Annotated in this window: 25 protein-coding genes, 2 tRNA genes and 1 other RNA gene; 12 read left to right on the top strand and 16 right to left on the bottom strand. The window is 66.1% G+C overall.

Annotated elements, in window-relative coordinates:
- Positions 1 to 72: 72 nt before the first annotated feature.
- From epsC to msrA, 3 genes are all read right to left on the bottom strand, one after another.
- Positions 73 to 657 carry a serine O-acetyltransferase EpsC gene (epsC, locus tag NNX37_RS07210; protein ID WP_255791649.1) on the bottom strand — a complete coding sequence of 195 codons (585 nt, stop codon included), beginning with the start codon at positions 655 to 657 and terminating at the stop codon, positions 73 to 75.
- 50 nt (positions 658 to 707) lie between these two features.
- Complete coding sequence (cysK, locus tag NNX37_RS07215; protein ID WP_255791650.1) at positions 708 to 1,643, bottom strand: cysteine synthase A; 936 nt, start codon at positions 1,641 to 1,643, stop codon at positions 708 to 710.
- 82 nt (positions 1,644 to 1,725) lie between these two features.
- Complete coding sequence (msrA, locus tag NNX37_RS07220; protein ID WP_255791651.1) at positions 1,726 to 2,250, bottom strand: peptide-methionine (S)-S-oxide reductase MsrA; 525 nt, start codon at positions 2,248 to 2,250, stop codon at positions 1,726 to 1,728.
- Positions 2,251 to 2,379: 129 nt separating this feature from the next.
- On the opposite strand from msrA, the gene NNX37_RS07225 reads away from it, so the two are divergent.
- The 3 genes from NNX37_RS07225 to NNX37_RS07235 all read left to right on the top strand — a co-directional run bounded on the left by NNX37_RS07225 (position 2,380) and on the right by NNX37_RS07235 (position 5,081).
- Complete coding sequence (locus tag NNX37_RS07225) at positions 2,380 to 3,294, top strand: Nif3-like dinuclear metal center hexameric protein (protein WP_255791652.1); 915 nt, start codon at positions 2,380 to 2,382, stop codon at positions 3,292 to 3,294.
- A 77-nt stretch (positions 3,295 to 3,371) separates the two neighbouring features.
- Positions 3,372 to 4,112, top strand: a complete 741-nt coding sequence (locus tag NNX37_RS07230; RefSeq protein WP_255791653.1) for a zinc ribbon domain-containing protein — start codon at positions 3,372 to 3,374, stop codon at positions 4,110 to 4,112.
- A gap of 3 nt (positions 4,113 to 4,115) precedes the next feature.
- Positions 4,116 to 5,081, top strand: a complete 966-nt coding sequence (locus tag NNX37_RS07235) for a reverse transcriptase-like protein (protein ID WP_255791654.1) — start codon at positions 4,116 to 4,118, stop codon at positions 5,079 to 5,081.
- A gap of 5 nt (positions 5,082 to 5,086) precedes the next feature.
- Here NNX37_RS07235 and NNX37_RS07240 read toward each other — a convergent pair whose 3' ends face one another.
- Positions 5,087 to 5,851 carry a YaaA family protein gene (locus NNX37_RS07240; RefSeq protein WP_255791655.1) on the bottom strand — a complete coding sequence of 255 codons (765 nt, stop codon included), beginning with the start codon at positions 5,849 to 5,851 and terminating at the stop codon, positions 5,087 to 5,089.
- A 76-nt stretch (positions 5,852 to 5,927) separates the two neighbouring features.
- Between NNX37_RS07240 and rnpB the strand changes: the two genes are divergently transcribed.
- The 3 genes from rnpB to NNX37_RS07255 all read left to right on the top strand — a co-directional run bounded on the left by rnpB (position 5,928) and on the right by NNX37_RS07255 (position 9,352).
- Positions 5,928 to 6,335: RNase P RNA component class A (gene rnpB, locus NNX37_RS07245), an RNA gene on the top strand.
- A gap of 126 nt (positions 6,336 to 6,461) precedes the next feature.
- Entirely contained in the window at positions 6,462 to 7,775 is a 1,314-nt protein-coding gene (locus NNX37_RS07250; protein WP_255791656.1) for an MFS transporter, read from the top strand.
- 110 nt (positions 7,776 to 7,885) lie between these two features.
- The gene (locus NNX37_RS07255; protein ID WP_255791657.1) at positions 7,886 to 9,352 is read left to right on the top strand and encodes a glyceraldehyde-3-phosphate dehydrogenase; all 1,467 of its coding nucleotides are present in this window, start codon (positions 7,886 to 7,888) and stop codon (positions 9,350 to 9,352) included.
- Positions 9,353 to 9,450: 98 nt separating this feature from the next.
- Here the strand turns inward: NNX37_RS07255 and def are convergent, their stop codons facing one another.
- From def to NNX37_RS07280, 5 genes are all read right to left on the bottom strand, one after another.
- Complete coding sequence (gene def / locus NNX37_RS07260) at positions 9,451 to 10,023, bottom strand: peptide deformylase (RefSeq protein WP_255791658.1); 573 nt, start codon at positions 10,021 to 10,023, stop codon at positions 9,451 to 9,453.
- A 41-nt stretch (positions 10,024 to 10,064) separates the two neighbouring features.
- Positions 10,065 to 11,222: an acyl-CoA dehydrogenase family protein gene (locus NNX37_RS07265; RefSeq protein ID WP_255791659.1), complete on the bottom strand. Its 1,158-nt coding sequence runs from the start codon at positions 11,220 to 11,222 to the stop codon at positions 10,065 to 10,067.
- A 172-nt stretch (positions 11,223 to 11,394) separates the two neighbouring features.
- A tRNA-His gene (locus NNX37_RS07270) sits at positions 11,395 to 11,470 on the bottom strand.
- A 140-nt stretch (positions 11,471 to 11,610) separates the two neighbouring features.
- Complete coding sequence (gene orn / locus NNX37_RS07275; RefSeq protein ID WP_255791660.1) at positions 11,611 to 12,213, bottom strand: oligoribonuclease; 603 nt, start codon at positions 12,211 to 12,213, stop codon at positions 11,611 to 11,613.
- Between the two features lie 51 nt (positions 12,214 to 12,264).
- Positions 12,265 to 12,888: a hypothetical protein gene (locus NNX37_RS07280; protein ID WP_255791661.1), complete on the bottom strand. Its 624-nt coding sequence runs from the start codon at positions 12,886 to 12,888 to the stop codon at positions 12,265 to 12,267.
- 242 nt (positions 12,889 to 13,130) lie between these two features.
- On the opposite strand from NNX37_RS07280, the gene mptB reads away from it, so the two are divergent.
- Positions 13,131 to 14,675: a polyprenol phosphomannose-dependent alpha 1,6 mannosyltransferase MptB gene (gene mptB / locus NNX37_RS07285; protein WP_255791662.1), complete on the top strand. Its 1,545-nt coding sequence runs from the start codon at positions 13,131 to 13,133 to the stop codon at positions 14,673 to 14,675.
- Here the strand turns inward: mptB and NNX37_RS07290 are convergent.
- Entirely contained in the window at positions 14,638 to 15,903 is a 1,266-nt protein-coding gene (locus NNX37_RS07290) for a glycosyltransferase family 87 protein (RefSeq protein ID WP_255791663.1), read from the bottom strand. The genes mptB and NNX37_RS07290 overlap by 38 nt on opposite strands.
- A 119-nt stretch (positions 15,904 to 16,022) precedes the next feature.
- Here NNX37_RS07290 and NNX37_RS07295 point away from each other — a divergent pair, with 119 nt between their 5' ends.
- On the top strand, positions 16,023 to 16,442 hold the full coding sequence (locus NNX37_RS07295; protein ID WP_255791664.1) for a DUF3224 domain-containing protein: 420 nt from the start codon (positions 16,023 to 16,025) through the stop codon (positions 16,440 to 16,442).
- Positions 16,443 to 16,450: 8 nt separating this feature from the next.
- Here the strand turns inward: NNX37_RS07295 and NNX37_RS07300 are convergent, their stop codons facing one another.
- From NNX37_RS07300 to NNX37_RS07320, 5 genes are all read right to left on the bottom strand, one after another.
- Positions 16,451 to 17,188: a M50 family metallopeptidase gene (locus tag NNX37_RS07300; protein ID WP_255791665.1), complete on the bottom strand. Its 738-nt coding sequence runs from the start codon at positions 17,186 to 17,188 to the stop codon at positions 16,451 to 16,453.
- Between the two features lie 41 nt (positions 17,189 to 17,229).
- Positions 17,230 to 17,979 carry an anti-sigma factor gene (locus NNX37_RS07305; protein ID WP_255791666.1) on the bottom strand — a complete coding sequence of 250 codons (750 nt, stop codon included), beginning with the start codon at positions 17,977 to 17,979 and terminating at the stop codon, positions 17,230 to 17,232.
- Positions 17,960 to 18,532 (bottom strand): RNA polymerase sigma factor, encoded by a 573-nt coding sequence (locus NNX37_RS07310; protein WP_255791667.1) that lies wholly within the window; start codon positions 18,530 to 18,532, stop codon positions 17,960 to 17,962. Before NNX37_RS07310 ends, NNX37_RS07305 begins: the two co-directional genes overlap by 20 nt.
- A 62-nt stretch (positions 18,533 to 18,594) precedes the next feature.
- The gene (locus NNX37_RS07315) at positions 18,595 to 19,275 is read right to left on the bottom strand and encodes a class F sortase (RefSeq protein WP_255791669.1); all 681 of its coding nucleotides are present in this window, start codon (positions 19,273 to 19,275) and stop codon (positions 18,595 to 18,597) included.
- 95 nt (positions 19,276 to 19,370) lie between these two features.
- The gene (locus NNX37_RS07320; RefSeq protein WP_255791671.1) at positions 19,371 to 20,198 is read right to left on the bottom strand and encodes a DUF4397 domain-containing protein; all 828 of its coding nucleotides are present in this window, start codon (positions 20,196 to 20,198) and stop codon (positions 19,371 to 19,373) included.
- Positions 20,199 to 20,392: 194 nt separating this feature from the next.
- Here NNX37_RS07320 and NNX37_RS07325 point away from each other — a divergent pair.
- The 4 genes from NNX37_RS07325 to ettA all read left to right on the top strand — a co-directional run bounded on the left by NNX37_RS07325 (position 20,393) and on the right by ettA (position 23,628).
- A tRNA-Arg gene (locus NNX37_RS07325) sits at positions 20,393 to 20,465 on the top strand.
- A gap of 241 nt (positions 20,466 to 20,706) precedes the next feature.
- Entirely contained in the window at positions 20,707 to 21,285 is a 579-nt protein-coding gene (gene ssb / locus NNX37_RS07330; protein ID WP_255791673.1) for a single-stranded DNA-binding protein, read from the top strand.
- A gap of 66 nt (positions 21,286 to 21,351) precedes the next feature.
- Positions 21,352 to 21,831, top strand: coding sequence for a DUF6993 domain-containing protein (locus tag NNX37_RS07335; RefSeq protein ID WP_255791675.1), 480 nt, complete (start codon positions 21,352 to 21,354; stop codon positions 21,829 to 21,831).
- A 114-nt stretch (positions 21,832 to 21,945) separates the two neighbouring features.
- Positions 21,946 to 23,628 (top strand): energy-dependent translational throttle protein EttA, encoded by a 1,683-nt coding sequence (gene ettA / locus NNX37_RS07340; protein WP_255791676.1) that lies wholly within the window; start codon positions 21,946 to 21,948, stop codon positions 23,626 to 23,628.
- 76 nt (positions 23,629 to 23,704) lie between these two features.
- Here the strand turns inward: ettA and NNX37_RS07345 are convergent, their stop codons facing one another.
- On the bottom strand, positions 23,705 to 24,589 hold the full coding sequence (locus NNX37_RS07345; protein WP_255791677.1) for an acyl-CoA thioesterase: 885 nt from the start codon (positions 24,587 to 24,589) through the stop codon (positions 23,705 to 23,707).
- Positions 24,590 to 24,606 lie beyond the last annotated feature (17 nt).

Consider the following 24,606-nt stretch of genomic DNA (forward strand, 5'->3'; position numbering starts at 1 on the left):
CCGCCCAGGCATAAGGAAGGCCCGCAGCGGACGCTGCGGGCCTTCCTTATGCCTGATGTCTGTTGCCCGGGGCTAAATGTAGATGGCCGGGTCGATGTACTCGGCAGGGTCCACCGCCGGCTGGGTCATCTTCGTGTCCCGGTGCCGCCATTTGGCCGGAATGCCGGTGATGATCGAATCCGCCGGCGCATCCTTGACCACCACGGCATTGGCTCCCACCGCACTGTTGGCACCGATGACCACCGGCCCCAGGATCTTCGCTCCGGCTCCTACGGTCACGCCGTCGCAGATCGTGGGGTGACGCTTGACCCGGGCCAGCGAACGCCCGCCCAGGGTCACCCCGTGGTACAGCATGACGTCGTTGCCGATCTCGGCGGTCTCGCCAATGACCACACCCATGCCGTGGTCAATGAAGAACCGGCGGCCGATGGTCGCACCGGGGTGGATCTCGATGCCGGTGGCGAAACGGGTCACCTGCGACAGCACGCGGGCCGGGAACCGCAGGGCAGGCTTCGCCCACATGCGGTGCGTCAGCCGGTGCATCCAGATGGCATGCAGGCCGGAATAGACAACCAGGTTTTCGAGCGCACCCCGGGCCGCCGGATCATGTGATGCGGCGGCGTCGAGGTCTTCGCGCAGTCGGGCTAACAGACTCACAGAGGACTTTCTGCTCGGATGATCCGTCCCGGGGTAGGGCGGAACGCGGCCTAGCCGCGGATGTCGTCGTACAGGACGGTCGAGATGTAACGTTCCCCGAAGTCGCAGACGGTTGCAACAATCAGCTTACCGGCGTTCTCTTCGCGCTTGGCGAGTTCCAGTGCAGCCCAGACGATCGCACCGGACGAGATGCCGCCCAGAATGCCTTCCTGCGTGCCCAGGGCACGGGCCGTGGCAACGGAGTCCTCGATTGAGGCGTCGAAGACCTCGTCGTAGACGGTGGTGTCCAGGATCTCGGGGACAAAGTTGGCGCCGATGCCCTGGATCTTGTGGGGTCCGGGGGAGCCGCCGTTGAGGATGGCGGAGTCCTTGGGCTCCACGGCCACGATCTTCACATCCGGCTTGCGTTCCTTCAGGACCTGCCCGACGCCGGTGATGGTGCCGCCGGTGCCGATGCCGGCAACGAAGATGTCCACCTTGCCGTCGGTATCCGCCCAGATCTCCTCGGCGGTGGTGGCCCGGTGCACCGCCGGGTTGGCCTCGTTGGCGAACTGCTGGGCCCAGATTGCGTTCTCTGTGGACGCAACGATTTCCTTGGCCTTCTCCACTGCACCGCGCATGCCCTCGGCACCGGGTGTGAGGACAATCTCGGCGCCGTACGCGCGCAGCATGACCCGGCGCTCGGTGGACATGGTCTCGGGCATGGTGAGGATCACCTTGTAGCCGCGGGCAGCACCCACCATGGCCAGTGCGATGCCGGTGTTGCCGGAGGTGCCCTCGACAATGGTGCCGCCGGGCTGAAGTGCACCGGCCTTTTCGGCGGCGTCAACAATTGCCACGCCGATCCGGTCCTTGACGCTGTTCGCGGGGTTGTAGAACTCCAGTTTCACGGCGACCTGGGCGGGGAGCCCGGCCGCGAGCCGGTTCAAACGCACCAGCGGAGTTCCGCCTACGAGCTGGGTTACATCGTCATAAATACGAGCCATGGTTTCCTCTATTCCTTCAACGTTCCTGAAAAGGCCGGACGGAGTTATGTCCGTTCCAGCCTATCGGCGGGGCCTGACGGGCCTAGCCCTGAAGCCATTCGGAGTAATACTTGCGGGCCTTGGCGAGCTTCGGGTTAATAATCACCTGGCAGTAACCCTGGCCGGGGTGTTTGGCGTAGAAATCCTGATGGAAGTCCTCGGCCGGGTAGAACCGCGGGAGGGGGACGATCTCAGTCACAATCGGATCCTTCCAGTTCTCCCGCGCCCGCTCGACGGCCGCTTCGAAGTCCTTGCGCTGGTCCTCGTTCCCGTAGAACATCGAGGACCGGTACTGGGTACCGACGTCGTAGCCCTGGCGGTTGAGCGTGGTGGGATCATGCTGCGAAAAGAACATGTCCAGGATGACCTCGGGGGGAATGATGTCCTCGTCAAAGGTCACCGCCACCACCTCTGCGTGTCCGGTGACGCCGGCGCTCACACTGTCATAATCGGGGTTGTCCACCGCCCCGCCCGTATAGCCGGAAACTACGTCGGTTACGCCGCGGACCTTGCGGTAGAGGGCATCGAGGCACCAGAAGCAGCCTCCGCCTAATACATACGTCTTCATGCCTTTAACAAGCCGCAGGGACCCGCTTTGATTCCCGGGAGCCCGTACAAGGGTGCAGCAGTGTTCCCTCCGTCACGGCAGGCGCGCCGGAATTGAGCGGGGCAACTGGGGCAGGGTAGAACTAAAGTTATGGAAGCGGAACACCCCCACGAACGCGCCGGCGCCGACACTGTCCCTGATCAGGCACAGCAAACCGACGGCAGCACCATCCCCACCCTTGGCGACATCCTGCTGGCAGCTGAAGAGCTCTGGCCCGAGTCGCTGGCGGAGGACTGGGATGCACCCGGCCTCGTGGCCGGGCGGGCAGACCGGAAGGTCCGGCGGATCCTGTTCGCAGTCGATCCCACCCGCGAAGTCATCGACGAGGCACTGGGGTGGAAAGCGGATCTGCTCATTACCCATCACCCCCTGCTGCTCAAACCCGTCAACTCGGTGGCTGCCACCACATTCAAGGGCGACGCCGTACACCGCCTGATCGAGGGCGGCTGCGCGCTGCTGACCGTACATACCAACGGTGACAGCGCCGTCGGGGGAGTCTCCGACGTGCTCGCCGACGCCTTCGGGCTGGGGAACGTCACCCCGCTGGTGCCCGCTGCCGCGGGCCTGCCCGAAGAGGGAATCGGCCGGGTCGGTGACCTGCCCGAGCCGCTCACCCTCGCGGCCTTTGCCGAACGCGTGTTCGGCCTCCTGCCCGCCGTCGCCGGCGGCGTCCGTGTGGCCGGGGAAGCGCAGGGCCTGATCCGGCGGGTCGCGGTCTGCGGCGGAGCCGGTGACAGCCTGTTCGACGCCGTCCGTGCCGAGCGTGCAGATGTCTACGTCACTGCGGACCTTCGCCACCACCCGGCGTCGGAACTGCGGGAGCGTGCCCTCACCGGAAACGGCCGCCCTTATCTGATTGACGTCTCCCATTTCGGCAGCGAGTGGCTGTGGCTGACCCCGGCCGCCAACGCGCTGGAAAACGTGCTGACGGACCAGGGTTTCACCGCTGAGGTGCGCGTCAGCGGCGTGAACACCGATCCGTGGGACTTTGTACTTACTCCCTAGGCTGAAGTGATCCCCGCCGGTGGCATAGGCTTAGGAGAGCCGGGCCAGGCAGGTCCGGATATACACGGAGGTAATCGGTGGCAAAAGCATCGCCCGCGGAGCAGCTGAGGCTGCTGGATCTGCAGGCCCTGGACAGCAGGATCAAGTCCCTGCGGAACCAGGCCCGCAACGTTAACAACAATCCCGAGATCGCGTCCCTTGCCGATGCCGTTGCCGCCGCCGAAAGCGCACGCGTGGCAGCCGGCACGGAAGTAGCCGACATTGAACGTGAACTCACCCGCGCCGAAGCGGATGTAGCGTCCGTGGTTGCGCGTATGGCCCGTGACCAGCAGCACCTGGACAGCGGCAAGGGCGGCTCCAAGGAGCTCACCGCCCTGCAGGCGGAAATCGTTTCACTCGAGCGCCGCCGGTCCGACCTTGAAGACGTGGAACTCGACGTGATGGAACGGCTCGAAGCGGCGCGCACCCGCGAAGTCGAAGCCGGTGCGGCACTGACCGCCCTGCACGAGAAGCGCCGGGAACTGGAAGACAAGCGTGACGCCGAACTGGCAGTCATCGGTTCGGACCGCGCCGACGCCGAAGCCCGCCGCGAGGAGCTCGCCGCAAGCTTCGACGCGGCACTGCTCGCCGTCTACGAAAAGACCCTCTCCAAGCACGGCATCGGCGCAGCACGGCTGTTCCACGGCACTTCGGAAGGCTCGGGGATGCAGCTGAGCCCCGGCGACCTGGCGGACATCCGCAAGGCCGCAGACGACGAGATTGTCTTCTGCCCGGATTCGGGCTGCATCCTGGTCCGTTCCGCCGAGTGGGGCAGCTGAGCGGTGACACTGTTCGACCCGGAGCCTGACGGCGGCACCGAGCCCGCGCCTGCCCGTGGCGCGGCCGGCGGGGCCCGGCGCACCCTGATCGTGGAAGCGGACGGCGGTTCGCGCGGCAATCCCGGCATCGCCGGCTACGGCGCGCTGGTCCGCGACCCCGACACCGGCCGCATCCTGGCCGAGAAGGCCGAATACGTGGGCCGGGTGTCCAACAACGTGGCCGAGTATTCGGGCCTGATTGCCGCCCTGGAGCTGGCGCACAGCATCGACCCCGACTGCTGGATCCTGGCCAAGATGGATTCCAAGCTCGTGGTGGAGCAGATGAGCGGGCGCTGGAAGATCAAGCACGCGGATATGCAGAAGCTCGCGGCCAAGGCTCGGTCGATCGTCAACCCGCAGCGGGTGAAATACCAGTGGATTCCGCGGGAGCTGAACAAGGACGCGGACCGGCTGTCGAATGAGGCAATGGACGCCGGAACCGCCGGGGTGCCGTGGAAGCCGCGCGCCGGGGCCGACATCAAGGCTGCGGCTGCCGCAGCGGTGCTGGAAGCGGCTTCGTCTCCCGCCCCGGAGGCGGCGCCCACGGGACGGCTGCATCACACGGAGATCTGGGTCAACGACTTCGCCGCGGCGGAAAAGTCCCTCGGCTGGCTGCTGGAGCGGGTGGGCTACGTCCGGAAGGACACCTGGTCCACCGGCGCAAGCTGGCAGGGCGCTGACGGGTACATCGTGCTCGAGGCCGGCCCCGACGTCGAACCGGGTCCGTATTCGAGGAAACGGCCGGGCCTGAACCACCTGGCGTTCCGAGCCGGTTCAGAGGCCGACGTCGACCTGCTGGCACGCCGCGCCTCCAGCCACGGCTGGACGCTGCTGTTCGCGGACCGGCACCCCTACGCCGGGGGAGCGGAGCACTACGCGGCCTATCTGGAGAACGAAGAAGGCTTCGAAGTGGAACTGGTGGCCGGCTAGGACCCTTACCCGGCCAGGAGAAGGTTGAGCTGGTACGGCTTCCGGCCTGCCGGAGCCACCAGCTCGGCCTCCCATTTCTCCTGCGCAGCAGCCAGCAGTTCCTGCGGTGTTTCGGGCTCCGCGCCGCCGCGGAGGAGGAGATGGCGGGCCAGCTCGCCCCGGGTGTGCTTGGCGAAGTGCGAAACCACTTTACGTTTGCCGTCCCGGACAGTAAACACATTCACCGCAGCTGTGTGCTGCGGGTCCGGTGTCCACGCTGCCGCATAGGTGCTGGAACGGCAGTCCACCACCAGCGAATCGCCCGCATACTCATTCAGCGGACCCGTCAGGTGCTGCTTCCAGAAAGAGGCAAGGCGTCCGGTTTCCGGCAGCCGCACCGACATTGAGAGCCGGTACGCCGGGATCGGATCGGCAAAGCCCAGGGCTCCCCACAGGGCGGACATCACCAGCACTGCGTCGTCCGCCCTTCGCTGCGCCTGTGCCGGAAGGGACGCGTAGCCCAGCGCGTCATACAGCACGCCGGAGTACACCCGGTGGGCGGGTACGCAGGGCTGCGTGTCCAGCACCGTGTTGCGGTGCACTTCAGGCGCCAGGGTTGCCCCCACTCCCAGGACCGACAGGGCATCATCGGAGCTGCTGGCTTCGGCAAGGGCCTTGAGTACCAGGGTCCGGGGTTCGGTAAGCACCGGAAAATGCAGCCGGGACAGGTCCAGCACGGCCCCGGACGGAGCTGCGGTTTTACCTTCGGAGGGCGGGAGGAGAATCAGCACCGGTTAATCCTACGCGAGCAGCCGGTGCTGCTTCCGGCCCGGAAGGCCCCGGCGGGACGGTAGAGTTGACTCTGGACGGGTTGGCCAGGCGATCGCGTCGGCGCGGATTCCTTTTTGGAGGAAGCCGCTGCCGCCGAGGAAAGTCCGGGCTCCGCAGGGCAGGGTGGTGGGTAACGCCCACTCGGGGAAACCCGCAGGCCAGTGCCACAGAAAAGAAACCGCCGGCGGGCCGCTTTTTGCGGCTTCTGCAGGTAAGGGTGAAAAGGCGGTGTAAGAGACCACCAGCGTCCCGGGTGACCGGGACGGCTAGGTAAACCCCACCCGGAGCAAGGCCATACAGGACGCGTTTGAGGGCTGCCCGCCCGATGTGTCTGGGTAGGCCGCTTGAGGCCGCCGGCAACGGCGGCCCTAGATGGATGATTGCCGCTCCCGGTCCGGTAACGGTCCGGGCGTACAAAACCCGGCTTATCGGCCAGCCCGTCCACATACTTTTCGCACAACCGGGGTTTTGCATGCGGGATATCCGCACTTCCGGCGAAGCTTTGGGGCAGATTGCCGCTCCGGCACGCCGACGGGTTTTATTCGGCAGGTGCTGGGCTATTCTGTGGCAATGTCCCAAACCGAGGCGACAAAAAAGCCATTGGTTCTGCGCAACACCAATTTCCGCCGGTTATGGCTCTCTTCAACCGCCGGAATCTTCGGCTCTGCCGTCACCAGCGTCGCCCTGCCCGTCATAGCGGTAACCGAGCTGGATGCTTCAAACGCGACGGTTGCCGTCCTTTCCGGGATGACCTTCCTCCCGTGGCTTTTGTTCGCCCTGCCCATCGGCGTGTTGGTGGACCGGCACCGGCGCCGTCCGCTGATTGTCATCTCCCTCACCGTCCGGACGCTGCTGCTGGCCAGCCTGCCCGTGGCATGGTGGCTCGGTGTCCTGAGCATCGCGCAGCTGTTCCTGGTGTCCTTCGGAGCCGGATTGGCGGCTGTGTTTTTCACCCTCGCGGAGCAGGCGCTGGTGCCCCTGGCAGTGAACCGCGAGGAACTGGTGGAAGGCAACGGACTGATGACGGGCTCCGGCGCCCTCGGCGACGCCGGCGGCCGCGCCGCGGGCGGGTGGGTCACTGATGCCTGGGGAGCCTCCAACGCGCTGCTGCTGCAGGTGTCGGCGTCCGTTGTCTCCCTCATGGCGATCCTCCGGCTGGACATCAGCGAATCCCGGCCCGACCGGCCGAAGGACCGGAAGGTTGTCCGGGACATGGCGGAGGGCCTGCGGTACACCTTCAGCACCGTGCCGCTGCGCATGCTGCTGATCACCGGGGCGCTCTGGAACCTCGGCGGCAACATCGTGGTGACCCTGCTCGTGCTCCTGGTGCTCCGCTCCCTCGGAGAGACTGCCGGGATGCTGGGCCTGCTCACGGCTGCCACTGCAGTGGGCGGCACCGTCGGCGGGTTGTCCGCCAAAGCGATCACCGGGCGGTTCGGCTCGGGCCGGGTCTGGCGGTATTCGATGTTCCCTGTGGTGGCCGGATACGCGAGCCTGTTGTTCATCTCGCCGGGCCGGGGAATGACGGCCGGATTCATCGGCCTCTTCATCGCCGGCTTCTCGATTTCCCTGAACATCGTGGTCTCCACGACTTTCCGTCAGCGGGTCTGCCCGCCGGAACTGCTCGGCCGGCTCGGCTCGGCCCAGCGGATGGTGACCTGGGGGATGCTCGCGGTGGCGGCTTTTGCTGCCGGCGTGCTGGTTGAACTGGTGGATATCCGCGGCGGGATCCTCACCGGAATCCTGGTTGCCGCCCTGGCGCCGCTGACGGCTGCTTTCGGTCCGCTCCGCCGGGTCCGGGACCTCGCCGATCTGGAACCGGCCAGAGCCGCCGGCACGGCTGGAAATGCCGCCGGGACCGCACGGCCTGCTTCCACCGTGTGACCCATCTCTCATGTCTGAGGCTGGTGGGCCGGATGTGTCCTAATACACTGGTAGGGATTACCCCCAACCGGCACAACGCGGTGCCGGCTGAGAAAAGGATGTGAAGTTCTGTGAGCTCCAATTCGGATACGTGCCTTGACGCCTGGATGGACCGGGAGGCCCTCGCCGAGGCCATGATTCCGCTGATCGGGCGGCTCTACCGGGAAAACAGCGTGGTGACCTCGGTTTACGGGCGTCCGCTCGTCAATAAGTCAGTCATCGACATTCTGAAAGCCCACCGGTTCGCCCGCCAGATCGACGAAACCGAACTGCCGGTCTCGGAGACCTATCCGCTCCTCCTGGCACTGAGCGGACTGGAACTGGGTGCAGCCTCCGTCGACCTGGCCCGGCTGAGCAACAAGTACAAGGAGCAGGGCGGCGGGGACCTCACCGAGTTCCTGCGCATCGAACTGGCCGACGTCGCCGGTAAGCGGGGGGCAGACGAGCGGACCAGCACCGACGTCGTGCTCTATGGTTTCGGCCGCATCGGCCGCCTGCTCGCCCGGATCCTCGTGGAGAAGGCCGGCGGCGGCCAGGGCCTGCGGCTGCGCGCCATCGTGGTGCGGAAGGGATCCGAAAACGATCTCGTGAAGCGTGCGAGCCTGCTGCGCCGGGATTCGGTGCACGGCGCCTTCAACGGCACCATCACGGTGGACGAGGAAAACAACACCATCCTCGCCAACGGCACCCTGATCCAGGTCATCTATTCCAACGATCCCGCCACCGTGGACTACACCTCCTACGGCATCAGCAACGCAGTGGTGGTGGACAACACCGGCCGCTGGCGCGATGAGGCGGGCCTGTCCCAGCACCTGGCGGCCAAGGGCGTGTCGCGGGTGCTGCTGACCGCCCCGGGCAAGGGCAGCCTGAAGAACATCGTGCACGGGATCAACCACGGGTCCATCACCGATGAGGACCGCATCATCACGGCCGCTTCCTGCACCACCAACGCCATCACCCCGGTGCTCAAGGTGCTCAACGACAAGTACGGCATTGAAAACGGGCACGTGGAAACGGTGCATTCCTTCACCAATGACCAGAACCTGATCGACAACTTCCACAACGGCGACCGTCGCGGTCGGTCGGCGGCGCTGAACATGGTCATCACGGAAACCGGTGCCGCGAAGGCCGTGGCAAAGGCACTGCCGGAACTGGAAGGCAAACTCAGCGGCAACGCCATCCGGGTTCCCACCCCGGACGTGTCCATGGCCATCCTGAACCTGAACCTGGAGAATCCCACCACCCGGGATGAGGTCAACACGTTCCTGCGCGAAACCTCGCTGAACTCGCCGCTGCACAAGCAGATCGACTACATTGCCTCACCCGAGGTGGTCTCCAGCGACTTCGTGGGCTCCAAGCGGGCCGGGATCGTGGACGGCCTGGCGACCATTTCCAACGGAAAGAACCTCGTGCTGTACGTCTGGTACGACAACGAATTCGGCTACAGCTGCCAGGTGGTCCGGGTGCTGGAGGAAATGGCACACGTCAACCCGCCGGCCTTCCCCAAGGCGCAGTCGCTGGCAACCGTCGCCGGCTAGCAGCAGGCAGCGGCGAAGCAGCCAACCAACGAAGGACCCGTAGGAGAATCCCCCGCGGGTCCTTCAGCCGTTAACGAGGCAGTTGGCTCCGGGGCGGCTCAGTGGCCGAAGGGATCCGGGTCCACACCCGGCATCCAGGAATGCCCCGGAACGGTCCAGCCCTGCGCCTTCAGCACCTTCCGGGCCTTACGGCCCCACCGGTCGGTGAGCCGGTCCACGTAGAGCTTGCCGTCGAGGTGGTCGTACTCGTGCTGCAGGACGCGGGCAAACCAGTCGGTCGCTTCAAACTGTAGGGGCGCGCCGAACTCGTCGAAGCCGCTGATCTTGACCCATTCCGCCCGGTTCACCGGGAAGTTTTCGCCGGGCACGGAGAGGCAGCCTTCCGAGGTCTCATCCGGATCGGGGGCGGACCCTGGAATCTTGGACGTGATCAGGGTCGGGTTGATGACGACGCCGCGGTCGGGGGCGTCGTCGTCGTTCTCAAACGCGAACGTAAACAGGCGCAGGCCGACGCCGATCTGCGGGGCTGCCAGGCCCACGCCGTTGGCGACGTCCATGGTTTCGAACATGTCGGCAACCAGGGTGCGCAGTTCGTCGTTGAACTCTTCCACCTCGGCCGCCCTGCGGTGCAGTACGGGTTCTCCGTGGATGACGATGGGACGAACGGTCATTACTGTCTTTCTCTCGTGGTGTTGGTGCCGGAAAGCCGGGTTCAGCGGACGATGCCGCGCCCGATGACTTCCCGCATGATTTCGCTGGTGCCGCCGAAGATGGTCAGCAGGCGGGCCGCCAGGAAGGCCTGGGCAACCGGGTATTCTAGGATGTAGCCGTACCCGCCGTGCAGCTGCAGGCAGCGGTCGGTGATGGACTTGGCGCGTTCGCTGGCCCAGAGCTTGGCCTTGGCGGCGGAAACGGCGTCGAGCTTTCCTTCGTTGAAGGCAAGGATGGCGGAATCGACGTAGGCTTCGGTGACTTCAACCTCGGTGAGGATGTCGGCCAGCGCAAACCGGCTGTTCTGGAAGTCGGCGATCCGGTCCCCGAAGGCGTTGCGGTTCTTCGTGTATTCCACCGTGGCTTCGTAGATCTGCCTGGCGACGGCGGAGGAGGCGACGGCGATCGCCAGCCGGCCCTGGGGGAGCTGCCCCTCGGCGTACTCCAGCCCGCGGCCGACTTCGCCCACGAGGTTTGCCGCCGGGACACGAACATCGTCGAAGAACAGTTCAGCGGTGTCGGAGGCCTTCAGGCCCATCTTGTCCAGCTGGCGGCCGGTGCTGTAGCCCTCGGTTTTCTCCACCATGAACATGCTGAAGGAATCGCGCTGTCCGCGCCCGGTGCTGCCGTCCGTGCGGGCAAGGACCAGGGACGCATCGCCGCTGATGCCGTTGCCGATGAAGGTCTTCTGGCCGCTGAGGCGCCAGTCGCCGTCGTCGGTGCGGACCGCCTTGGTGCGGATGCCGCGCAGGTCGCTGCCCGCGCCGGGCTCGGTCCAGGCCACCGAGGTGACCAGGTCTCCGGACACCATGCCCGGCAGCCAGTGTGCCTTGAGCTCGTCGGAGCCGTAGGCCAGCAGGTGGGGGAGGACCATGTCGTCATGCAGGTGGAAGGCCAGGCCGACGGCGAGGTGGTTGGCGCGGGCGAATTCCTCGTCCATCACGGCGCGGAAGCGGTAATCCGGCATGCCGGCGCCGCCGAACTCCTCGGGGACCGCGAGGCCGAGCAGGCCCTGCTCGCCGGCGGTCTTCCACAGCCGGCGGGGCATCATGTGCGCGGCGTCCCACTCCGGGTACCCGGCGGCGACTTCGCGGGAATCGAATTCCCGGACGACTTCCCGGAACAGCTCATGGTCCTCTTCGAACAGTCTGCGCTCCAAGGCGGCGCCTCCTCATTGATAAGCCACGCATAGGCGTATGGGGTTCAGTGCGGGCCCTTGCCCGCGGGCGCCGTGCATCAGGCACTGCACCGCTAACAGTGAAACACAAACATAAAAGGCCGCCCCGGACTAATCCGAGGCGGCCTTTCGAAGCTGGAACCGCCAGCCTCATTGGGGTGAGTAACGGGGGTTGAACCCGCGACCTCCTGGACCACAACCAGGCGCTCTGCCAACTGAGCTATACCCACCATGTGCCTCAAACGTTCATCCGCGAAGTCCAGGCGAGTGGTCTTGCGGACTCATTTATCTGAGGCAGCGGAATCAAGCTTACACGGTTTTTGGAGTGCTTTTGACACGTCCGGTCCCATGCGGGCTTTTTGTGATGGAGCTAACTCGAAATCCCGGCGGCGATCTTCTTGGCAGTGGCGGAATCCGGCCCCGGAGCGGGAACGAAAACAGCCTCCCGGTAATAGCGCAGCTCGTTGATGGAGTCGCGGATATCGCCGAGGGCGCGGTGTCCGCCGCTCTTGGCCGGCGCCTGGAAATAGGCCCGGGGATACCAGCGGCGGGCCAGCTCCTTGATGGTGGACACGTCAATGATCCGGTAATGCAGGTAGTCGATGACCTCCGGCATGTCCCGGGCCAGGAACATCTTGTCCGTCCCCACGGAGTTGCCGGCGAGCTGCGCCTTCTTGGGTTCGGGCACCCACTTGGTGATGTATTCGACGACGGCGGCCTCGGCCTCGGCCATGGTGATGCCGTTGGGCAGCTCGTCCAGGAGCTTGGAGGTGGTGTGCATCTGGCGCACAAAGTCACCCATCTGGGCCAGCGAGGCATCATCCGGCTTGATGACCACGTCCACGCCGTCACCGAGGATGTTCAGCTCGGAGTCCGTGACGAGGACGGCCACTTCGATCAGGGCGTCGTTTTTGATGTCCAGGCCGGTCATTTCACAGTCGATCCAGACCATACGTTCATTTGTTATTGGCACGTCTCCAATGTACCGCTTTCACCGGGCAGGCCTTCGGGAACCGCCGGGAGCCTAATGGCTGGAGTGGCTGCGCTGGCGCCGTTCGGGGGATTCGGTGGCTGCGGTCGCGTAGCTGGCCGGAACGCCGGTCAGATAGGGCTGCAGGGGGATCTGCCCCGTCTCGGGCGGTCCGAAGGTGCGGGTCCAGCGGCCCGGTTCGGCGGGCATCTCGTGGAACACCGGCACGGCAGCAGCGCGGCGCCCGTGCGGTTGGCTGCGGTTACGGGCTGCGGCATGCGCGGTTGCCGCCCGGGGGGACGCCTCGGCAGCGGACGCAGTGCGGCCGGGGGAGGGCACCGTCGGTTTAGGTGGCACCGGGGCCGGCGCCACCGGGGCAAAGGAAGCAGGGACGGCCGCCGTCGTCGTTGGGGCCTCCATAGGGTCCGCGGAGCCGGAGGGAAGGGCGCGCGGCGGTGCGAAGAACCAGCTCAGCCCAAACGTCAGGAACAGCAGACCCGACCCAGCCGCAACGGCGCCGCGGGGCGCCTCGGCCCACAGCAGGGCAGCGGCGGCGACGGCGGTGAGGAACACCCCCCAGGCCAGCAGTTCGGGGCTGCGTCCCTGCGGCCGCGGTGCCGCGTCCCGACGTACTTCGGGTTTGTTTGCCTTGATAGGTTCTGCCCGGTGGCGCCCCACAGCCAATACCGCCTTGCCTCGTTTGTCCCAACTGAAACTTCAGTGTAAGGGACAGTGGTCCACCTCACAGGATTGGCGGCGGCCGCGTCGGCTACGGCCCGGGTGGCTACAGGCCTCGATGCTAATATCAGCCTGTTACGGTACCGGGCATTCTTGTGCCCGCATTTCGGGACCGGTACCGGACCCTGACTGCCCACAGGCCCGCAGGACAAAGTGTTAACCCAGAGATTGGAACCACGTAGATGACCGCCCAGGTCCCCGCGACCGAGCCTTCGTCTCCGGGCTCGGAGATAGCGAAAGCCGACCGCCCCAACATCGCGATTGTGCAGGGGTTCATAGGCTCCCTCCTGATGCTCGCGGGATCCTTCGGCGTCGGCTGGCTGTCGCTTGCTTCCGTTAATCTGCGGAGCAACCCGCTGATCATCTGGATGCGTTTCGATCAGCCCATCGGCGCCGTTGCCGCAGTCCTGATGCTGGCCACGGGCGGGATGCTCCTGGTGCGGTCCTGGCTTCGCCTGGGCCAGCGGATGAAGGGGAGCTGGGGCCCGGAATCCCGGCCCGTGGTCCTGCGTGCCGTGATCGCTTGGTCGGCGCCCATGTGCTTCACCCTGCCGTTGTTCAGCCGCGATGTCTTCGCCTACATCGCCCAGGGTCTGGTCATGGTCAGCGGGCTGAATCCGTACAAGGACGGCTACTCCCAGATCTCCAACTACCTGCAGCTCGGCGCTGACGACCTCTGGGCACAGAGTCCCACCCCGTACGGTCCCGTCTTCCTCTGGATCGAGGAGCTGGTGGTACGGATTACCGGAGGGCAGCCCGAGTTCTCGATCCTGCTGTTCCGCCTGATTGCACTGGTCGGTGTTGCCCTGTGCGTTTACTACGTGCCGAAGCTGGCCGAACTGCACGGCATCAACCCGAACCGCGCCCTGTGGCTGACGGCAGCGAACCCGCTGTTCCTGGTCAATTTCATTGCCGCCGTCCACAACGATGCCCTGATGATCGGCCTGGCCCTGGCCGGGCTGTACCTGGCGGCAACCAACCGCGCCCTGGCCGGCATCCTGCTGGTGACCCTGTCCATCGGCATCAAGCCGATCACCATCATTTTCCTTCCGTTCATCGGCCTGCTCTGGGCCGGAAAGAACGCCTCGTGGCGGCGGAAGTTCGCCTACTGGTTCATGACGGCGGGCCTTTCGCTGGGGCTGCTGTGGATCATGGGCCTCATCAACGGATTCGGCTTCGGCTGGGTGGGGGCCCTGAGCACCCCCGGCAGTGTCTGGATCTGGTACGCACCGGTGGGCTTCGCCGGCATGCTGGTGGCCACCCTGGGCAATGCCCTCGGGCTGCCGGGATGGACCCTGGCCGATATCGTCCACATGATTGGACGTCTTGCCTCCGTCGCCATTGTGCTGTGGCAGATGTTCGTGGGGCAGCACAGCCGCATGATCCGGCGGCTGGCACTGGCCTTCGCCGCCATCGTGATGCTCGCGCCAATGATCCAGTCCTGGTACGTCGTGTGGCTCATCCCGCTGTTCGCGGTGACCGGCCTGCGGGATGACTGGCAGGCGAAGACGCTGTACCTGTTCGTCTCGTTCTTTATGGTCTACGCCATCAGCGACCAGCTGGATATCTGGCCCTACTTCGAGTTCAGCCTCAGCGCGGCCCGCCAGATTGCTGCGGTCATCGCGCTGGGCTTCGCCCTCTACCTGATTTTCCTGGACCCCAAGACCAAGGTCCTGTTCCGCAAGAAGCTTACGGAGCCTGCTCCGGGCGAACTGCGGACGCACTAAGCCTGTCGCCGCCGGCCCGGGTCAGGCGAATGACCCGGGCCAGGGACCAGCCGAAAAGCACCAGCAGCAGGATATTGCGGGCGGTCAGGAGCAGCGCCACGGCAATGTTCAGGTCATTGTACAGGGCGGCGTAGAACATCGGATAGACCAGGGTGGTCAGCGCGGCAATTGCCGCCATGAGGATCCCCGGCACCTTCCAGTCCTTTCCCTCCCAGGCGAGGCCGACGGCGACCACGGCACCCAGCCAGAGCATGAACTGCGGCGATCCCACCTTGTTGAACACGATGAACGCGCTCACCAGTGCCAGCGATCCGGAGATCAGGAGCGCACGGGAATCGGCCCCGCGGCGCAGCGCCCAGATGAGCAGCCCGACGACGGCGAGGGCCGCCAGCGCCAGCAGCGGCGTCATCAGCGCGGCCACAGGCTCGCCGAGGGCACCGCGGACCTCGCGCGTGTTGATGACCTTGTCTTCGAAGATGTACGCATCCGAGGACCCCATGATCGCCTGCCACAGTCCCGGCGTCGTAAAGGGCGCTTCCATCTGCATGCCCCGGGCGCCCTGTTCGCCGACGAAGCTCAGCAGGTGGGGGAGGCCGCCGGACAACGCAACCGCCACGGCAATCACCGCCGATACCGCCGCACCGGTGGCCAGCAGGGTCAGGCGCTTCTTCCACGCCACGAGCACCGCGAGGATGACGGCGGCCGGCCAGACCTTGATCCAGGTTGCCAGCGACAGCAGTGCCGATGCCAGCACGGGACGGGCGGCCAGGAACAGCAGGCCCATGATCACCAGGGGTGCCGTGAGTCCGTCCACTCGGCCCACCGCAACCGGCCCGAGCAGCGCCGTGATGGCCAGCCACCAGTAGGCGGCTGCGATGCCCTGGGTTCCGGCGCGCCGGGCGAGGACTGCGACGCCGGCCGCGTTCAGGGCGGTAAAGAGCAGGAACCACGTGAACTGGTAGGCACCGTAGCCGAAGACAGCTGCCAGGACCATCGGTACGAGCGCGGCAATGGGATAGACCCAGCCGCCGTCAATCCCGACCCAGTAGCCTTCCTGGATTCCGGAGAACGCCCACAGCCGGTAGAAGCCGACGTCGCTAAGGACGTCGCCGCCGAGAATACGGGTCGCGAGGGCGGCAAGGAAACCCAAATGCACGACGGCAAATACAGCCCAGAGGGTGGCGGGGCGGAGTAGCCGATGAAGCTGGAAGGCCGATTTCCGGGACATGCGAGGGTGGTGCTCCTTAGGTAAATCCGTTGCCGTGCCGCGTCGCGTGCACAGCGATAAGGCTACCCAAGCGCAGCACCCGGCATGCAATCCGCCGCCGGACACGGGATACTGAAGTAATGACCGACCTAACTGAAGAAGTGATTGTGGCGGATTTCGACGTCTCGGAGTGGGAACCCACCCCGTACCAGGTGGAAGGAACCAACAGCGAACTGTCCACGGTTCGGGCAGTAAAGATCTACGAAGGTGACATCACCGGGACTTCCGTCGCTGACCTGATTATGGCCGGAAACTCGGTGGGTGCCGGCTATGTCGGATCCGAGGTTTTCGCCGGAACCATAGCGGGCCGCTCCGGAACCATGGTGATCCAGCACTGGGGGTTGGCCGAAGGAACGGCGACGGCCAGCTCCGGGCACATTATTCCGGGCTCCGGCACCGACGATCTTGCCGGCATCTCGGGCAAGGCCATCTACACGCAGGAAGAGGACGGCCAGCACCGGCTTGAACTGCGGGTTACCTTCCCCGCCGTCCAGGCATAGGCCGCGAACTACCCGCCCAGAGCGGCGAACACCGCCGTCGCCAGAGAAGCGGCGATCACGAGGGCGAACCCCGCCAGCCACAGCGCAGCAGGAACCCCGGTACGCCGGGAGAGGATATAGGCGTCGGAGCTTTCCAGGTTCCGGCGCCGGCGTGTGTGTACGCTCAGCACGTTGAACCAGTCGCGGACGGCCCCCACGAGCAGCGCAATACCCGTACCCATGGCCACGTACCCGGCGATGGGAGGGGCAGCGAACCAGACCAGCAGCACTGAGACTCCCGCGCAGCCGAAGGCAATCAGCAACCCCTGGCCGTTCCGGATGAACAGCAGTGCGGCGAGCAGCACCAGGGCGCTGAGGGACAGGGCAGCTCCGGACCAGCCACTAAGCCCGGCCAGCACCAGGACGGCACCCACCACTGCCGGGACGGGGTAGCCCCAGAACCCGGCCCAGGCCGCGGGGAAACCTCCCCGGCCCAGGGAGCGCATATCGCCGGAATGGTCAAAGCGCAGGCGGATGCCTTTCACGACCTGCCCGGTTGTCAGTGCAGCGAAGGCATGGCCGAGTTCGTGGACGAACGTAACGAACAGTCCGAACCACCGCCACGTTCCCCGGGGAATGCTGAGCAGGGCCGCTGCACCGGCAATCAGCAGCAGCGCCAGGGGATCCGGATCCACCGCCGGAACCCGGTCGAAGCCGGCCAGGACCCGGTTCCACCACTCGCCGGCAATGTCCAGCGGTTCAGCCACGGGAGGCCGGCCTCCGCTGCCGGTTGTCGAGGCGCGCGGGCTCAGAGGTCGAGGACGCCGCGCAGGATCGAGTCCCCGGAATGCGTGGGGTTCCCGTCAAAGGGCTCGTCGGAGATATCAACAATCGGGTACTCATCGAGGTCAAGGTTAGCCGGAATGGTGAACCGGCCTTCCGTGCCCTCCATCGTCCCGAGGCTGACCATCCGTTCCACATCCGGGGCTATCAGCCAGACTTCCCTGAAGCCCTGTGCATCGGAACCGCTTGCCGTGACCACCAACTCGCGTCCGCCGTCGGCACGCTCATCCACCTCGGCGCGGCCCGTTTCCGAGTAAGCAGGCAGGGGAGCCAGATCCACTGCGGCAATGACCTCGGTCCGGTCCGACAGAATCCGTGCGACACCCCAGGTGCCGGCCGCAGCCAGCACCACGGCCGCTGCCGCGGCACCCAGAATCTGCGGGAGCCGCCGCCGTTCGCGCCGCTTCCGGGCGGCTTCCAGCGGCACCGGTGACGGAGCCTGGTCGGACGGTGCCTTATCGGACGGAGCCTCGTCGAAGGGGTCGGAACGGACGGCGTCGCTGAGTCCGAGCCGGGCGTGGATCCCGTCCCAGACGGACGACGGCGGCACCGGGAGTGCCTCCGCCGCGGCGGGGCTCCTCCCGGCTGTGACCACGCGCTGCAGGGCCGTGACTTCGGCGGAGCATTCGGCACAGTCGGCAAGGTGGGCCGTTTCGTCGGGTCCGGCCTCGCCCAGAGCGCACAGGGCCAGCTCCTCAGGTGGCAGATGCTGCATCGCTGACCTCCAATCGGTGCCGGAGTTGGACAAGGCTTCTTCGGATGTGGCTCTTTACCGTACCCAACGGGAGCTTCAGTGTTTCGGATATCTGCTGATGTGTCAGATCGTCATGGAAGGCCAGGCGGAGGATGGAACCCTGCGGCTCCCCGAGCCTGGCCAGTTCGGCGTCGAGCACCACACGGTCCGCCACGCCGTCGGGGTCCGGTCCGGCGGACGGTACGGCATTGCGGCCCGGCTCCGGAGACTCCATCAGGGTCTCGGAGGAACGGACCTGGGCCGTTGCCATGCCGGCCGCCACGTTCCGTCCGATGCCGACCAGCCAGGCGGCCAGAGTGGAGCGCTCAGGGGCATAGCTGCCGCGGTATTTCCAGGCCCGGATGAACACTTCCTGCACGGCGTCGTCGGCTGCGCCCGGATCCAGGACCCTGCGCAGCGCCAGCGCCCGGATCAGGGGCGAGAACCGGCGGTAGGCCTCCGCCAGTGCCGCTTCGTCCCCTGCAGCGAAGGCAGCGTCCATCGCGGCGTCGCGATCTGAGGCGCCCGTGGGCATCAGTGCCGTTCTCCTGCCGTGCGGGGCTGCGTCCGGTATCCGGCAGCTCTCTGAGGTAGCCACTATGGTACGGGTACGGCGGTGAGCACAATGTTGTCTTCATAGTCACCTACGGGGTCCAGCCATCTACCGCCGCACGTTACCAGTTCCAGCCGCGGCGCACCGTCACGGTCAAAGAGATTGAATTCGTCGAGTGATGCCTTGGGAATGTTCTGCACCTTTTCGGTGGTGTACTTGACGACGGTTCCGTCGCTGCGGGTCACGGTCACTGGGGTGCCGGCAGGGACATCATCCAGGCCCGCGATGGGAAGTTCCTCGGTGCGTGAGTCCACGTGGGCGGCCAGCACCGCTGCGCCGCGGGAGGACCCGGGTGCGGGGCCGAAGCGGTACCAGCCGGCCTGGTAATGGTTGTCCGGCAGCGTCATGGCGCCGTTATCATCCTGGCCCACCGGGATCACCTCCAGCTCGATGCCGGTTCCCTCCACACTCACGCGGACGGGCTCGGGAACGGCTTCGGCCGGTGTGGGCATGGCTGGCCGTACCGGTATCTCCGTGGCGGGTGCGGCGGGGGCGGATGCCGCCGGCGACGCTGCCGCCGGCGATGACGGGGAAGGCGCCGGACTCGACATGGAACCGGTTACCGAGCCGGCTCCGGGATCGCCGCTGCAGGCCGCAGTCCCGGCAAGGACGCCGGCTGAAAGGCAGGCCGCTGCTGCGACTCGCCGCAGGGAGACAACGGGCATGAAAAGGACCTCCGGAAAGGGTGGCCCCGGTGCTGCGGCGCGGAAAGGGGGTTTCGGGTGCGCCGCAGCACCGGGGGGATCGGGACGGGTGCGCCTTAGTTGCTGCCGGCCGTGGAACGGCGGCGCAGCATAACGGCACCCAGGGTGAGCAGTCCGACGCCGCCGGCAGCGGCAGCCGCCGTCAGGACCTGCTCGTCCCCGGACCGGGCAACCTGTTCCAGGGCGCCCGGAACCGCGTGCGGCGCCGAGTGCAGGCCCTCGATGGTCTGGGTGGCGAGGGCCAGGTTTCCCGCTTCGAGGGAACCCCAGGCGTAGGCAATAGTGTTGGTGCCTTCGGCCAGGGCCAGATCCGCCGGACCGATCACCGGCGTGGTGGTGCCGGCCGCGGCAACCGATGCGGAGACCGTTCCGGCATCCACGGTCAGCGCCTTCTCATTGGGGTTGGTGAGGCCCTCGATGACCGGCGTGCCGCCGGCCAGGACGTCGACGGCGGGTGCGGCTGCCACATGGCGGACGGTCAGGCGGGACTTGCCCGCCTCCACGGCTGTTGTGTCATTGGTGAATAGGTTCGCCGTCGGCTTGCCCGATGCATCCAGGTTGGCCGTGGCGGTGTAGTTGCCGCCGGCTGCCAGGTCAGCGGACACCGGGCCGATGATCGGCGCGGAGGCGTCAGCGGCATCGGCGGCAGTGATGGCCAGCTGGTAGTTGCCGCCCGGCAGGTCCAGCGGTCCGGCAAGCTCGCCCGGCATAAAGTCGTCCAGGGTGAGTGTGCCGTTCACGTACACGTCCACCGGAGTGTCCGGAACGCCGTGCAGTACCGACAGTTTTGCGGTATCGGAGTCGGCGGCGGATGCCGGGACAGCCGAGAAGGCTGCGGCGGCACCCAGGCCGAGTGTCGCGAGAGCGGTAGCGGTCTTGCGCATGGTCTGAGCTCCTTGTTCTGCCGCACCCATCGGTACGGATTTGTGACTTACACCCCTACTACTTCCGGGGTGTCCGTCTTGGATGCAGGGCGGCGGAACTTTTTTCGGCCGGCGCCCGGCGGGAGCCTGCCGCGGTCCGTCTCCGGACCCGGTCGCACGGAGAACCCCGGCCGGCGTAGTAACATCGACGGGTGGCCCTCGTAGCTCAATGGATAGAGCAACGGCCTTCTAATCCGTAGGTTGCGCGTTCGAGTCGCGCCGGGGGCACCGAAAAGACGGAAGCGGCCGCCTGGTTTTTAACCGGGCGGCCTTTCGCTTCAGTGGCTTTTCCTCCACCGCGAGTCCCGTGCCGGTGCCCGTCTGCGGGTATCCACAATGGGCGTCCCGGTGCGGCGGCCACGGTGCCTGCGGCGAAAACTGGTTGGACCGGCGGTTCCGCCGGTACCCAGGCCGTCCGGGCCGGGCCCGTGGGCACGGCACCGAGGCGTTGAGCCGAAGGCAGGAAAACATGAGTGACACCATTACGCTGCGGGGCTACGTGGCCACTGACCTCCGCCAGAACACCACCGATAACGGACTCGCCGTCGCCAGTTTCCGGATGTGCACCACGGAACGCCGCTATGACCGGGACACCGGGGGATGGCAGGACGGACAGACAAACTGGTACGCCGTCAGTCTGTTTCGCCAGCTCGCCACCAATTCCGTGTTCAGCATCCACAAAGGGGACCGGGTAGTGGTAACCGGCCGGCTGCGGCTGCGGCAATGGGTGACGGAGGACGGCCGCAGCGGCACCAGCGCCGACATCGATGCCGACACCGTGGGCCACGACCTGATGTGGGGCACGGCAAGCTTCCGCCGCACGGCCTCGTCCGGGGCCGACGCATCCGCAGGGGAGCGGCAGGACAACGCGGCCGGGACAGGCGACGGCAGCGGGCCCGGTGCCAACGGTGATCCGGACCTGTCGCTGGGCCGGTTGGATCCGCTGACCGGTGAGCTTCTTGATCCCGATGACGACGGTAGTGCTACGGACGATGACGGGGCGGGAGCAACGGTGGAAACCCGCGAACGGGCAGGCGCACCGTACTGACCGGGCCCCTTCCGGTTACCGCGCGGCCTTTTGTCCGTCCGCGGTGGCACATGACACAATCGCCGGATGAACCGCCGCCCAGCTCGACTGTCCGCACCCGCCGCCGTGCTGGGAGCCGCGTTCCTGGCGCTCGCGGTTGGGCTCTCCGGCTGCGGTTCATCGGGGGAGGACAACACTGCGCCTGTGCCGCGGGAATCCGCCGCGCCGGGATTCGTCCCCACTGATCCAGCCGCCAGCCCGACCCCGGCTCCCGACGATGCGCCCGCAACGGTCACCGCAGCACTGGAATCCGAGCTGGGGAAGCTGGCGGACGCCAATCCGACCCCGGACCGGAGCGCTGTGGCAGGGGCATTCACCGCGGCCGGCTTTCCTGCGGACTCGGTGGAGGTGTCTGCAGACCGTACGCCCACCGGTCTGGAAGTCGATTCCATTCAGGCAGCGGCCGTGCAGGACGGGGAGTGCATTTTCGGTGAAGTCCGGAACGGGTCGGTGAGTGTGACCGTGCTTCCGGTGCTGTCCGACGGCGGTTGCTTCGTCGGTAACTGACCACCGGAATCCTGGTCCGCCGCCGGGACTTGCGGAACGCTCCCGGGGGACAGCCGCCCGTCCCGGAAGCCGGAAAATGGTATATATCGCCGCTGACACATTAGCCTTGTAGATATGGCGGAATTTATCTACACGATGACCAAGGCCCGCAAGGCCGTTGGCGACAAAGTTATCCTCGACGACGTAAGCATGTCCTTCTACCCCGGTGCCAAGATCGGCGTGGTGGGTCCCAACGGTGCGGGTAAGTCCACCATCCTCAAGATCATGGCCGGACTGGACACCCCCTCCAACGGTGAGGCCCGGCTCAGCGCCGGCTACACCGTGGGCATCCTGCTCCAGGAACCGCCGCTGAATGAGGAAAAGACCGTACTCGGCAACGTCCAGGAGGGCGTTGGCGAGATCTACGCCAAAATCCAGCGGTTCAATGAGATTTCCGAAGCGATGTCTGAACCCGATGCGGACTTCGACAGCCTGCTGGAGGAAATGGGTAAGCTGCAGGAAGCCATTGACGCCGCCGATGCCTGGGACATTGACTCCCAGCTCGAACAGGCCATGGATGCCCTGCGCTGCCCGCCGCCCGAAGCGGATGTCACCCTCCTCTCCGGCGGTGAACGCCGCCGCGTGGCGTTGTGCAAGCTGCTGCTGCAGAAGCCGGACCTGCTGCTCCTTGATGAGCCCACCAACCACCTGGACGCCGAGAGCGTGCTTTGGCTCGAGCAGCACCTGTCCGCGTACCACGGCGCCGTCCTGGCCGTGACCCACGACCGGTACTTCCTGGACCACGTGGCCCAGTGGATCGCCGAAGTGGACCGCGGGCACCTGTACCCGTACGAAGGCAACTACTCCACCTACCTGGAGAAGAAGCGTGCCCGCCTGGAAGTCCAGGGCAAAAAGGACCAGAAGCTGGCCAAGCGCCTCACGGACGAGCTGGACTGGGTCCGCTCCAACGCGAAGGGCCGCCAGACCAAGTCCAAGGCCCGTCTGGCCCGCTATGAAGAGATGGCAGCCGAAGCGGACCGCACCCGCAAACTGGACTTCGAAGAAATCCAGATCCCGCCGGGCCCGCGCCTGGGCTCCCTCGTGCTGGAAGCCAAGGGCCTGCAGAAGGGCTTCGGCGACCGGCAGCTGATCGACGGACTGTCGTTCTCCCTGCCGCGCAACGGCATTGTGGGCGTCATCGGCCCGAACGGCGTGGGTAAGTCCACCCTGTTCAAGACCATCGTCGGACTGGAAGAGCTCGACGGCGGCGAGCTGAAAATCGGCGACTCCGTGAAGATCTCCTACGTTGACCAGTCCCGCGGCGGCATCGACCCGGAGAAGAGCCTGTGGGAGGTCGTGTCCGAGGGACACGACTGGATCCAGGTGGGCCAGGTCGAAATGCCGTCCCGCGCCTATGTCTCCGCTTTCGGGTTCAAGGGCCCGGACCAGCAGAAGAAGGCCGGTGTCCTCTCCGGTGGTGAGCGCAACCGGCTGAACCTGGCCATGACCCTGAAGCAGGGCGGCAACCTGCTCCTGCTCGATGAGCCCACTAACGACCTGGACGTCGAAACCCTGTCCAGCCTCGAAAACGCGCTGCTGGAATTCCCCGGCTGCGCCGTGGTGGTCTCTCACGACCGTTGGTTCCTGGACCGTGTGGCCACCCACATCCTCGCCTTCGAAGGCACTGAGGAAAACCCGGCGAACTGGTACTGGTTCGAGGGTAACTTCGAGTCCTACGAGCAGAACAAGATTGAGCGCCTCGGCCCGGACGCGGCCAAGCCGCACCGGGTGACGCACCGCCGCCTGACACGCGACTAGTCCGGCGTAGCCGGAGAAAAAGAGCTCCGCTTCCCTTCAGGGAAGCGGAGCTCTTTTCGTTCAGGGCCAGCAGGGATTACTGCGGGACGCGGACCATGCCCTCCTGGGCAACAGTGGCCACCAGTTCGCCGCTGCGGTTGAAGATCCGTCCGGTGGACAGACCCCGTGCAGCTGAGGCGCTGGGGGATTCCTGCACATAGAGCAGCCACTCGTCCACCCGGACCGGGCGGTGCCACCACATGGCATGGTCCAGGCTGGCGATGCTCATGCCCGGCGTGGTCCAGGAGAGCCCGTGCCCGCGCAGGACCGGTTCCAGCAGGGTGTAGTCGCTGGCGTAGGCGAGGGCGGCGCGGTGCAGGTTCTCGCCGTCGGGCATAGGCTTGAAGGTCTTCATCCAGACGGCGTTGTGCGGGGTCTTTTCCCGACCGGCGCGGACATAGACCGGGTCCATCACGTGGCGGATGTCCATGGGGCGCCGGTGGGACCAGGCCTCGGCCACCGGGTGGTCGAAGTCCTTCAGCAGCTCGGCAGTGGTCGGCAGGTCCTCCGGGTCGGGGATGCCCGCGGGCATCTCTTCCTGATGGTCCAGGCCCGAATCGGGAACCTGGAAGGAAGCAATCATGGACAGGATCGGCTTGCCGTTCTGGTACGCGTGGCTGCGCCGGGCGGAGAAGGACCGTCCGTCACGCAGCCGCTCGACGCCGAAGGTAATGGGCACCTCGGTGTCACCGGGACGCAGGAAATATCCGTGCATGGAGTGCATGACCCGGTCTTCGGGCACGGTCCGGGAAGCAGCGACGAGGGACTGGCCCAGCACCTGCCCGCCGAAGACCCGCTTGCGGGGCTCCGGCTGGGAACCTCCGACAAAAATGTCCTCATCGGTCTTCGCGCCGTCGGCCCAGCTAAGGTTCAGCAGTTCCAACAGGGATGCTGTCGGATCGAAGGATTCATCAATGGACATCAGGGACTATCTCCTAG

The organism is Arthrobacter zhaoxinii (genome assembly GCF_024385505.1).
Classification (GTDB): domain Bacteria; phylum Actinomycetota; class Actinomycetes; order Actinomycetales; family Micrococcaceae; genus Arthrobacter_B; species Arthrobacter_B zhaoxinii.

What these genes read in the sequence shown, in the direction of transcription:
- NNX37_RS07305 (WP_255791666.1), bottom strand. Translation starts at nt 17,979, where the DNA reads ATGCAGCATCTGCCACCTGAGGAGCTGGCCCTGTGCGCTCTGGGCGAG.
- ssb (WP_255791673.1), top strand. Translation starts at nt 20,707, where the DNA reads ATGAGTGACACCATTACGCTGCGGGGCTACGTGGCCACTGACCTCCGC.
- NNX37_RS07315 (WP_255791669.1), bottom strand. Translation starts at nt 19,275, where the DNA reads ATGCCCGTTGTCTCCCTGCGGCGAGTCGCAGCAGCGGCCTGCCTTTCA.
- def (WP_255791658.1), bottom strand. Translation starts at nt 10,023, where the DNA reads ATGACCGTTCGTCCCATCGTCATCCACGGAGAACCCGTACTGCACCGC.
- cysK (WP_255791650.1), bottom strand. Translation starts at nt 1,643, where the DNA reads ATGGCTCGTATTTATGACGATGTAACCCAGCTCGTAGGCGGAACTCCG.
- mptB (WP_255791662.1), top strand. Translation starts at nt 13,131, where the DNA reads ATGACCGCCCAGGTCCCCGCGACCGAGCCTTCGTCTCCGGGCTCGGAG.
- NNX37_RS07225 (WP_255791652.1), top strand. Translation starts at nt 2,380, where the DNA reads ATGGAAGCGGAACACCCCCACGAACGCGCCGGCGCCGACACTGTCCCT.
- NNX37_RS07335 (WP_255791675.1), top strand. Translation starts at nt 21,352, where the DNA reads ATGAACCGCCGCCCAGCTCGACTGTCCGCACCCGCCGCCGTGCTGGGA.
- NNX37_RS07295 (WP_255791664.1), top strand. Translation starts at nt 16,023, where the DNA reads ATGACCGACCTAACTGAAGAAGTGATTGTGGCGGATTTCGACGTCTCG.
- NNX37_RS07290 (WP_255791663.1), bottom strand. Translation starts at nt 15,903, where the DNA reads ATGTCCCGGAAATCGGCCTTCCAGCTTCATCGGCTACTCCGCCCCGCC.
- NNX37_RS07310 (WP_255791667.1), bottom strand. Translation starts at nt 18,532, where the DNA reads ATGCCCACGGGCGCCTCAGATCGCGACGCCGCGATGGACGCTGCCTTC.
- msrA (WP_255791651.1), bottom strand. Translation starts at nt 2,250, where the DNA reads ATGAAGACGTATGTATTAGGCGGAGGCTGCTTCTGGTGCCTCGATGCC.
- NNX37_RS07320 (WP_255791671.1), bottom strand. Translation starts at nt 20,198, where the DNA reads ATGCGCAAGACCGCTACCGCTCTCGCGACACTCGGCCTGGGTGCCGCC.
- ettA (WP_255791676.1), top strand. Translation starts at nt 21,946, where the DNA reads ATGGCGGAATTTATCTACACGATGACCAAGGCCCGCAAGGCCGTTGGC.
- NNX37_RS07345 (WP_255791677.1), bottom strand. Translation starts at nt 24,589, where the DNA reads ATGTCCATTGATGAATCCTTCGATCCGACAGCATCCCTGTTGGAACTG.
- NNX37_RS07250 (WP_255791656.1), top strand. Translation starts at nt 6,462, where the DNA reads ATGTCCCAAACCGAGGCGACAAAAAAGCCATTGGTTCTGCGCAACACC.